The organism is Nonomuraea indica, from assembly GCF_002850745.1.
In the GTDB taxonomy this organism is placed as follows: domain Bacteria; phylum Actinomycetota; class Actinomycetes; order Streptosporangiales; family Streptosporangiaceae; genus Nonomuraea; species Nonomuraea indica.
On the sequence record NZ_KZ559481.1, the window covers coordinates 150,369 to 157,590 of the forward strand.

The following is a 7,222-nucleotide window of genomic DNA, read 5'->3' on the forward strand; positions in this document are numbered from 1 at the left end:
GGAAGTACGGCTCGCGCCCGAACGCCTCCAGCCGGGAGGCCAGCACCAGCGCCTCGGCCGCCCGCTCCGGCTCCGCGTCGCCGGCCCGCGCGAGCGCGTCGAGGGTGCGGTCGCCGTCGAACACGGTCCACCACTCCACCTCGGCGATCCGCAGGGTCCGGGCCAGCCGCTCGGTCTCGGCGGCGAGGTAGGGGTAGACGCTGACGCGGCCGGGCCAGCCGGGCAGCCGCACGCCGCGAGCCGGCCGCAGCGCCCCCCGCACGGGCCCGCCGTCCCGCCAGGCGGCGAGCGGGGTCCCGTGGCCGCCGGCCAGGGAGGCGACGTAGTCACGCGCGGCGGCGGGCGTGAACGGGTCCAGGCCGCCGACGTACGCCACGAGCCGGTCCACCCGGCTGAACCCGGCGGCGAGGTGGCGCGGCAGCAACGCCGACAACCCCGGCATCATCCCGGCCCCCAGCACGGCCGTCCCGCCGGGCCCGGGGCCGCCCGGGGGGCCGGCCTCGCGGGCGGCGACGGCCCGGAGCGGGGCGCGGTCGATCTGGTCGCCGGCGACGTCCACGTACGCGGCGCCGGCGGCGAGCGCGGCGCGGGCGACGGTGTCGAGGACGCGGGCGGACGGGCCGGCGCAGTTGACGACGACCCGGCAGCCGCCGCAGAACGCCGCCAGCGCCCGCGCGTCCTCCACGTCGACCCGCACGGCCTCGACCGGCACCACGCCCGGCACGGTCTCGACGGGCCCGACATCCGGCACGGTCTCGACCGGCCCGACGCCCCGCACAGTCTCGACCGGCCCGACGCCCCGCACAGTCTCGACCGGCCCGACGCCTCGCACGGGATCGACCGGCCCGACGCCTCGCACGGGATCGACCGGCACCATGCCGGCCCTGTGAGCCGAGTCCGAGGCGGGGGTGTCGAGCCGGGACGCCACCGCCTCGACGCGGGTGAGGTCGCGCCCGCCGAGGCGGAGGGGGCCGATGCCCGCCTCGCGCAGGCGGCGGACCAGGGCGCGGCCGACGGCGCCGGTGCAGCCGAGCACCCCGACGGCCGCGACGGCCGCGCCGGAGCGGGCGGGCGCCCCGGCGAGGGCGGTGCCACGGTGGCCCGGCCGCACGGCGGGGACGGCGCCAGGGTGGTCCGGCCGCACGGCGGGGACGGCGGGGGCGGCGCCAGGGTGGTCCGGCCGCACGGCGGGGGTGGCGTCCGGGGCGGTCATCGGCGTTCCCCGAGGCGGGTCAGGAGCATGGCGACCTCGTCCACGTGGGGTGGTTGGAGGCAGGTGAAGTGGTCGCCGGGGATGTCGGTCACGGTCAGGTCGCCCAGGCACAGGTCGCGCCAGAAGCCCGTCATGTCGTCGCGCAGCCACGGCAGGAAACCGGTGTCGCCGCGTTGCCGCAGGAACGTGATGTCCCCCGCGTACGGCTCGGGCCGGTGGGCGCCGACGGCGTCGAGGCTGTGCCGGACCACCTGGTAGAGGGAGGTGACGTGCCGTTCGACGTCGGCGTCGGCGTGGACGGTGGCGGCGGCTCGGCCGATGGCGGCCAGGCGCTCGGCCTGGGGGCGGGCGGCCAGCGGGCGGAAGGCGGCGTCCAGGGCGGCGAGCCGGCCGGCGGGCACCCGTTCGGGGTCTTCGGCGAGCAGCCGCTCGAACAGCCGCGACATGGCCGCCTCGTCCGCCGGGTAGCCCGCCGCGGCCGGGTCGACGCCCATGACGCGGGCGAAGACGTACTCGGCGACCAGGTCGTCGTCGATGGCGCGCGGCAGCGTGTAGCTGCTGATCACCGTGAGGTTCTCGACGGCGGCGCCCGCCTCGGTGAGGTGCCGGGCGACCTCCGTGGCGAGCAGGCCGCCCATGCAGTAGCCGACGACGTGGAAGCCGGTCGCGCCGGTGTCGAGCAGGGCGCGGGCGTAGCGGGCGGCGCGCCGCCCGATGAGGCCGCGCGGGTCCTCGGCGAGGTAGGCGTCGACCTCGGTGACGGCGAGGCCGGCGAGCCGGTCGCCCTTGTCGGCGAGGCGGCGGGTCAGGGCCCGGTACGGGCCGAGCGTGCCGCTGCCCTCGTGGACGAGCACGCGCAGCGTCCCGGGGCCGGCCGGCTCGCCGCCGAGGGGCACCAGCGGGGTGCTCCCGGCCCGGCCGCCGCCGTCCTCGGCGGGCCGGGCGCCGCGGCGCAGCTCGTCGGCCAGGGCGGCGACGGTGGGCCGGTGCAGGATGTGGCGGACCAGGTCGTCCCAGAACGCCTCGCGCGCCTCGGGGACCTGTTCGCGCAGCACGGCGGCGAGCTTGGCCACGACGAGGGAGTCGCCGCCGAGGTCGAAGAAGTCGTCGTCCCGGTTGACCCGCGGCAGGTGCAGCACCTCGGCCCAGACGGCGGCGAGGCGGCGCTCGAGGTCGTCGCGGGGCGGGCCGCCGGCGGACACGCGGCCTGAGGCCGCGCGGGGCAGCAGCCCGCGCAGCGCGGCCGTGTCCACCTTGCCGTTGGCGGTGAGCGGCAGCGCGTCGAGAACCTGCAGGTGCGCCGGGATCATGTACTCGGGCAGCCGGTCCGCCAGGTGCCCGGCCAGGCCGGCCACGTCGAGGGGGACGCGGTCGGCCTTGAAGCGGGCGGCGAAGACGCTCTGGCCGAGCGGCCCGGTGACGTCGCCGTCGCCGGGCAGGCAGACGGTGGCGTCGGCGCCGGCCTCGCGCAGCAGCCCGAGCCACTGCTCCCGGGTCAGGAAGGTCTGGTCGAGGCCGCGGCGCAGGTCCTCGTAGTCCCAGGTGGCGGGGTCCTTGCCGGGCATCATGAACTCCATCGAGGTCATGATCTGGTAGCTGTCCTTGGTGGTCTCGATGAAGACCAGCCAGCCGCCCGGCCGCAGCATCTCGGTGAGCCGCCGCAGCACGCGGCCGGCGTGGCGGGAGTTGTGCAGCACGTTGGCGCAGAGGATGACGTCGAAGTCGTTGGGGGCGTAGCCCTGCTCGCGGTAGTCCTCGTTGATGTCGAACAGGCCGTAGCGGACCCAGGGGCGGTCGCCGAAGCGTTCGCGCGCCTCGTTGACGAAGAACGGCGAGACGTCGGTGAACAGGTAGTCGACGTCGTGGCCGTCGAGCGCCGGGATGGTCTGGGCGCTGGTGCCGCCGACACCCGCCCCGGCCTCCAGGACGCGGAGCGTGCCCGGGTGACGGCCGGCGATCCGGCTCAGCAGCTCGACGGTGGCGTGGTTGACGTAGCGGCTGATGATGTTCTCGCGGTAGGCGGCCTCGGAGATCTCCAGTCGTCCTTCGGGGAACAGCAGCGGCAGGGGGTCGAGCTCGTCACGCAGCAGTTCGGGCAGGCGGTCGGTGCTGTCCCTGAAGTAGCCGATCAGCTCGGCCGGATAGCTGTCCTCGCGCTGCAGCTCGTCGACGGCCCGCCAGGCCGCCGCCAGGTCCTCGGCGCCGACGGTCCGTACGGCCCGCCATCCGTCCCCGTGGCGTTCGAGCAGCCCTTCCCGGTCCAGGACGCGCAGCCAGCGGCGGACGAGCCGGTGGTGACGGGGGGCGGCGCCGGTCGCGGCGAGCACCTCGTCGATGCCGGCGGCGGCGCCGGGCTCGGCGAACAGCCCCTGCCGGACGAGCGCGCGCATCATGCCGAGGACGGCGGCCCGGTCCAGCCGGGCGATGAACTCCATCAGCTCGGCGCGGTCGATGTGGGCGGTGTGCGGGTCCGCCGCGGCGGCGGCCGCCGCGCTCAGCTCGGTGGCGAGCCGTTCGCCGTCCTCGGCGGCGCCGCCGGCGATGCGGGCGGGTTCGGCGAACGCGGCCAGCCGGCGGTCCATGCCGTCGCCGTCCACGAGGACGTGCGCGGCGGCGACCGACGGGTGGGCCTGGACCGCGGCCTCCACCTCCGCGAGCTCGATCCGATGCCCGCGGATCTTGACCTGCCGGTCCTCGCGGCCGAGGAACTCGATGACGCCGTCGTCGCGGTACCGGCCCAGGTCGCCGGTCCGGTAGAGCCGCTCGCCCGTCCCGGGACGCCGGATGAAGCGTTCGGCGGTCTTGCGCTCGTCGCCGAGGTAGCCGAGGGCGAGGCCCGCGCCGGAGATGTACAGCTCGCCGGGCACCCAGTCGGGGCGGGGGCGCAGCTCGTGGTCGAGGACGTGGAACGCCTGGTTGGCGAGGGGCTTGCCGTACGGGACGCTGGACCAGCCGGGCAGCGGGTCGCCGATGGGGTGGTGGATGGACCAGATGGCCGCCTCGGTGGCGCCGCCGAGGCTGACGAGCTCGAGGCCGGGCAGGTGGGCGCGGACCCGGCCGGGCAGGGCGACGGGGATCCAGTCGCCGCTGAGCAGCGCCAGGCGCAGCGTCGGCAGGGCGGTGCCGGGGTGCGCGCCGAGGAAGTGCTCCAGCATCTGCAGCTGGGCGGGGACGGAGTTCCACACGGTGACGCCGTGCTCGGCGACGAGCCGCGCCCAGTGGGCGGGGTCCCCGCGGCGGCCGGCGTCGGGCAGCACGAGGGCGCCGCCGACGGCGAGGGGCCCGAAGATGTCGTACACCGACAGGTCGAAGCCGAGGCTCGCCAGGCCGAGGACGCGGTCGCCGGCGGTGACGGCGAAGCGGGCGTTGACGTCGGCGACGGTGTTGAGCGCGGCGGCGTGCGAGATCATCACGCCTTTGGGCGTGCCGGTCGAGCCGGAGGTGTAGATGACGTACGCGAGGTCGCCGGGTTCCGCCGGGGAGGCGGGCGGCGGGGTGTCGGAGGGGGCGAGGGTGTCGACGTCGAGGAGTTCGGGGCCGTCCGGCCGGTCCGCGAGCCATGACTGGGTGAGCACCTGGGTCACCCCGGCGTCGGCGAGGATGCGGGCGCGCCGGGCCGGCGGCTGGCCGGTGTCGACCGGCAGGTAGGCGGCTCCGGCCATGAGGGTGCCGAGAGCGGCGACGACCTGCTCCCAGCCCTTGTCCATGAGGATCGCCACCCGGGTGCCCGGGCGCAGCCGCGCGGCGACCGCGCCGGCCCGTTCCAGCAGCTCGCCGTAGGTGAGGGTGCGGTCGCCGGTCACGACGGCGGGCCGGTCGGGGGTGCGGCGGGCCTGCGCGACGACGGGTTCGTGGAGGAGGCCGCCGGGGATCGGGGCGGCGGTGGCGTTGGCGCGTTCGCGCCGCGCGGCCTGCGCGGCCGGCAGCCGTACGGGGTCGGCGGCGTCCCAGGCGGTGTCGGAGCCGGCCAGGTCGAGCAGGAGGTCGCGCAGCGCGCCGAACGCGTCCTCGGCGACGCCGTCGGGCAGGACGCCGTCGCGCACGTCCCACCGGACCTGCAGGGTGCCGCCCTCGACGAGTGCCTGGCAGTCGATCCACACCTGCGGCGTCTGGCTCCTGCCGTACACGACCTCGGCCAGGCTGTCGGCGGTGGCGGGGTCGTCGCCGACGCCGATGGTGCTGGTGAAGACGACGGGCATGAGTGCGGCGGCCCGGCCGCGGCGGCGGGCGATCTCGCGCATCAGCTCGACGCCGGTGTAGAGACGGTGGTCGAGGTCCTCCCACAGGCGGCTCTGCACGGCGGCGGCCCGCCCGGCGAAGGTGCCGGCGGCGGCGGTGTCCACGGCGAGCAGGCTGACGGTGGTGAAGTCGCCGACCAGATCGGCGGCCTGCGGGTGCAGGGGGCGGCGGTTGAGCAGGGTCAGGTTCAGCGTGAAGGCGGGGTGTCGGCTCCACCGGCCGACGACCTCGGCGAACGCGGTGAGGACGGCCGTGGACGGGGTCACGCCGTGGGCGGCGGCCCTGGCGCGCAGGCCGTCCCACTGGCCGGGGGTGAGGGTGACCTGGTGGCGGGTGAAGCGGGTGCCGGCCCTGGTGGCGGCATGGTCGGTGACCGGCAGTTCGGGAGGGCCGGGCAGGTCGTCGAGGCGCGACTCCCAGTAGTCGCGGTCGCGCTCGTAGGCGAGGCCGTCGCGTTCGCGGCCGGCGGCGAGCAGGTAGTCGCGGAAGGTGATCTCCAGCGGGGGCAGGACGGCGCCGGGGTCGAGGTAGAGGCGTTCCAGCTCGGTGAGCAGGAGCCGGATGCTGAGGTAGTCGGCGATGAGGAAGTCGACGGAGACGTGCAGCAGGTCGCGCTCACCGGTGCGGGTGATCCGCAGTTCGAACAGCGGCCAGACGTCCGGGTCGTAGACGCGGTGGTCCAGCTCGGCGCGGGTGCGTTCGACGTGCGCGGCGACGTCGGCGGCGGGCCGGTCGCGTAAGTCGGCCACCTGGACGCGGTAGTGCGGCACGTCCGGGCTGACCTGCTGGTAGCCCTCGGTGTGGACGGTGGCGCGGAGCATGTCGTGGCGGCGGACGAGCTGGTTCCAGGCCTCTTCGAGGCGGACGGGGTCGAGGTCGGCGAAGGCGAGTTCGGCGTAGACCTGGCAGGCGGTGCCGCCGTAGTCGAAGGCGTCCCGGCGGCCCAGCAGGTAGGCGGCCTGCACGTCGGTGAGGGGGAACGGCTCGTGGCGGCCGTCGGGGTCGTGGACGACCTCCGGCCGTTCGCGGCGGGCGAGGTGGTCGAGCAGGGCGGCCTTGTGCTCGGCCAGCTGCGCGCGCCGTTCGTCGGTGAGGACGCCCTGGGGTGCGCGGTAGCGGAGCCGTCCGGACTCCTCCCAGAGATGGACGCCCAGGCTCTCGAGTTCCGCGACGAGCCGGCCGGCGTTCATATCGTGCCCTCCTCGAAGTCGGTCGCGGTCCGCCGCTGTTCGATCAGGGCGGCGTGTTCGGCGATGGTGGGTCCGGCGAAGATCTCCCGGAGGGGGAGTTCGACGCCGAACTCGGCGCGGATCTCCTCGGCGAGGCGGGCGGCCAGGATGCTGTCGCCGCCGAGGGTGACGAAGTTCTGGTGCCTGCCCACCTCGGGCAGGACGAGCAGGTCCTGCCAGATGCGGGCGAGGGCCCGCTCGGTGTCCCCGTCGGGCGGGGCGTCCGCGCTGGTGCCGTCCTGCTCCGCCAGTCGGGTGAGGGCAGCGCGGTCGATCTTGCCGTTGGGGGTGAGCGGGAGGTCGTCGAGCAGCCGGATGGTGGCCGGTACGGCGTAGGAGGGCAGCCGGTCGGCGAGCCAGGCGCGCAGGTCCTCCTGGGTGGGTGTGCCGGCGCCGCCGGCCGGTACGGCGAGGGCGGCCAGGCGGCGGGCGGCCCCGCCGACGACGGTGGCGACGGCCCGGTCCACGGCCGGGTGAGCGACCAGGGCGGCCTCCACCTCGCCCAGCTCGATCCGGTGCCCGCGCACCTTGACCTGGTGAT

Annotated in this window: 3 protein-coding genes; all 3 read right to left on the reverse strand. The window is 76.1% G+C overall.

The annotated features are described in order from the left end of the window. Positions 1-1,213: saccharopine dehydrogenase NADP-binding domain-containing protein (locus tag CXR44_RS31660; protein ID WP_219602064.1), on the reverse strand; the 1,213-nt coding region annotated here is incomplete at its 3' end. After that, the gene (locus CXR44_RS31665; RefSeq protein ID WP_101789810.1) at positions 1,210-6,642 is read right to left on the reverse strand and encodes a non-ribosomal peptide synthetase; all 5,433 of its coding nucleotides are present in this window, start codon (positions 6,640-6,642) and stop codon (positions 1,210-1,212) included. The genes CXR44_RS31660 and CXR44_RS31665, both read right to left, overlap by 4 nt. Further along, positions 6,639-7,222 (reverse strand): AMP-binding enzyme (locus CXR44_RS31670; protein ID WP_245899635.1); only part of this gene is annotated, 584 nt, incomplete at its 5' end. The genes CXR44_RS31665 and CXR44_RS31670, both read right to left, overlap by 4 nt.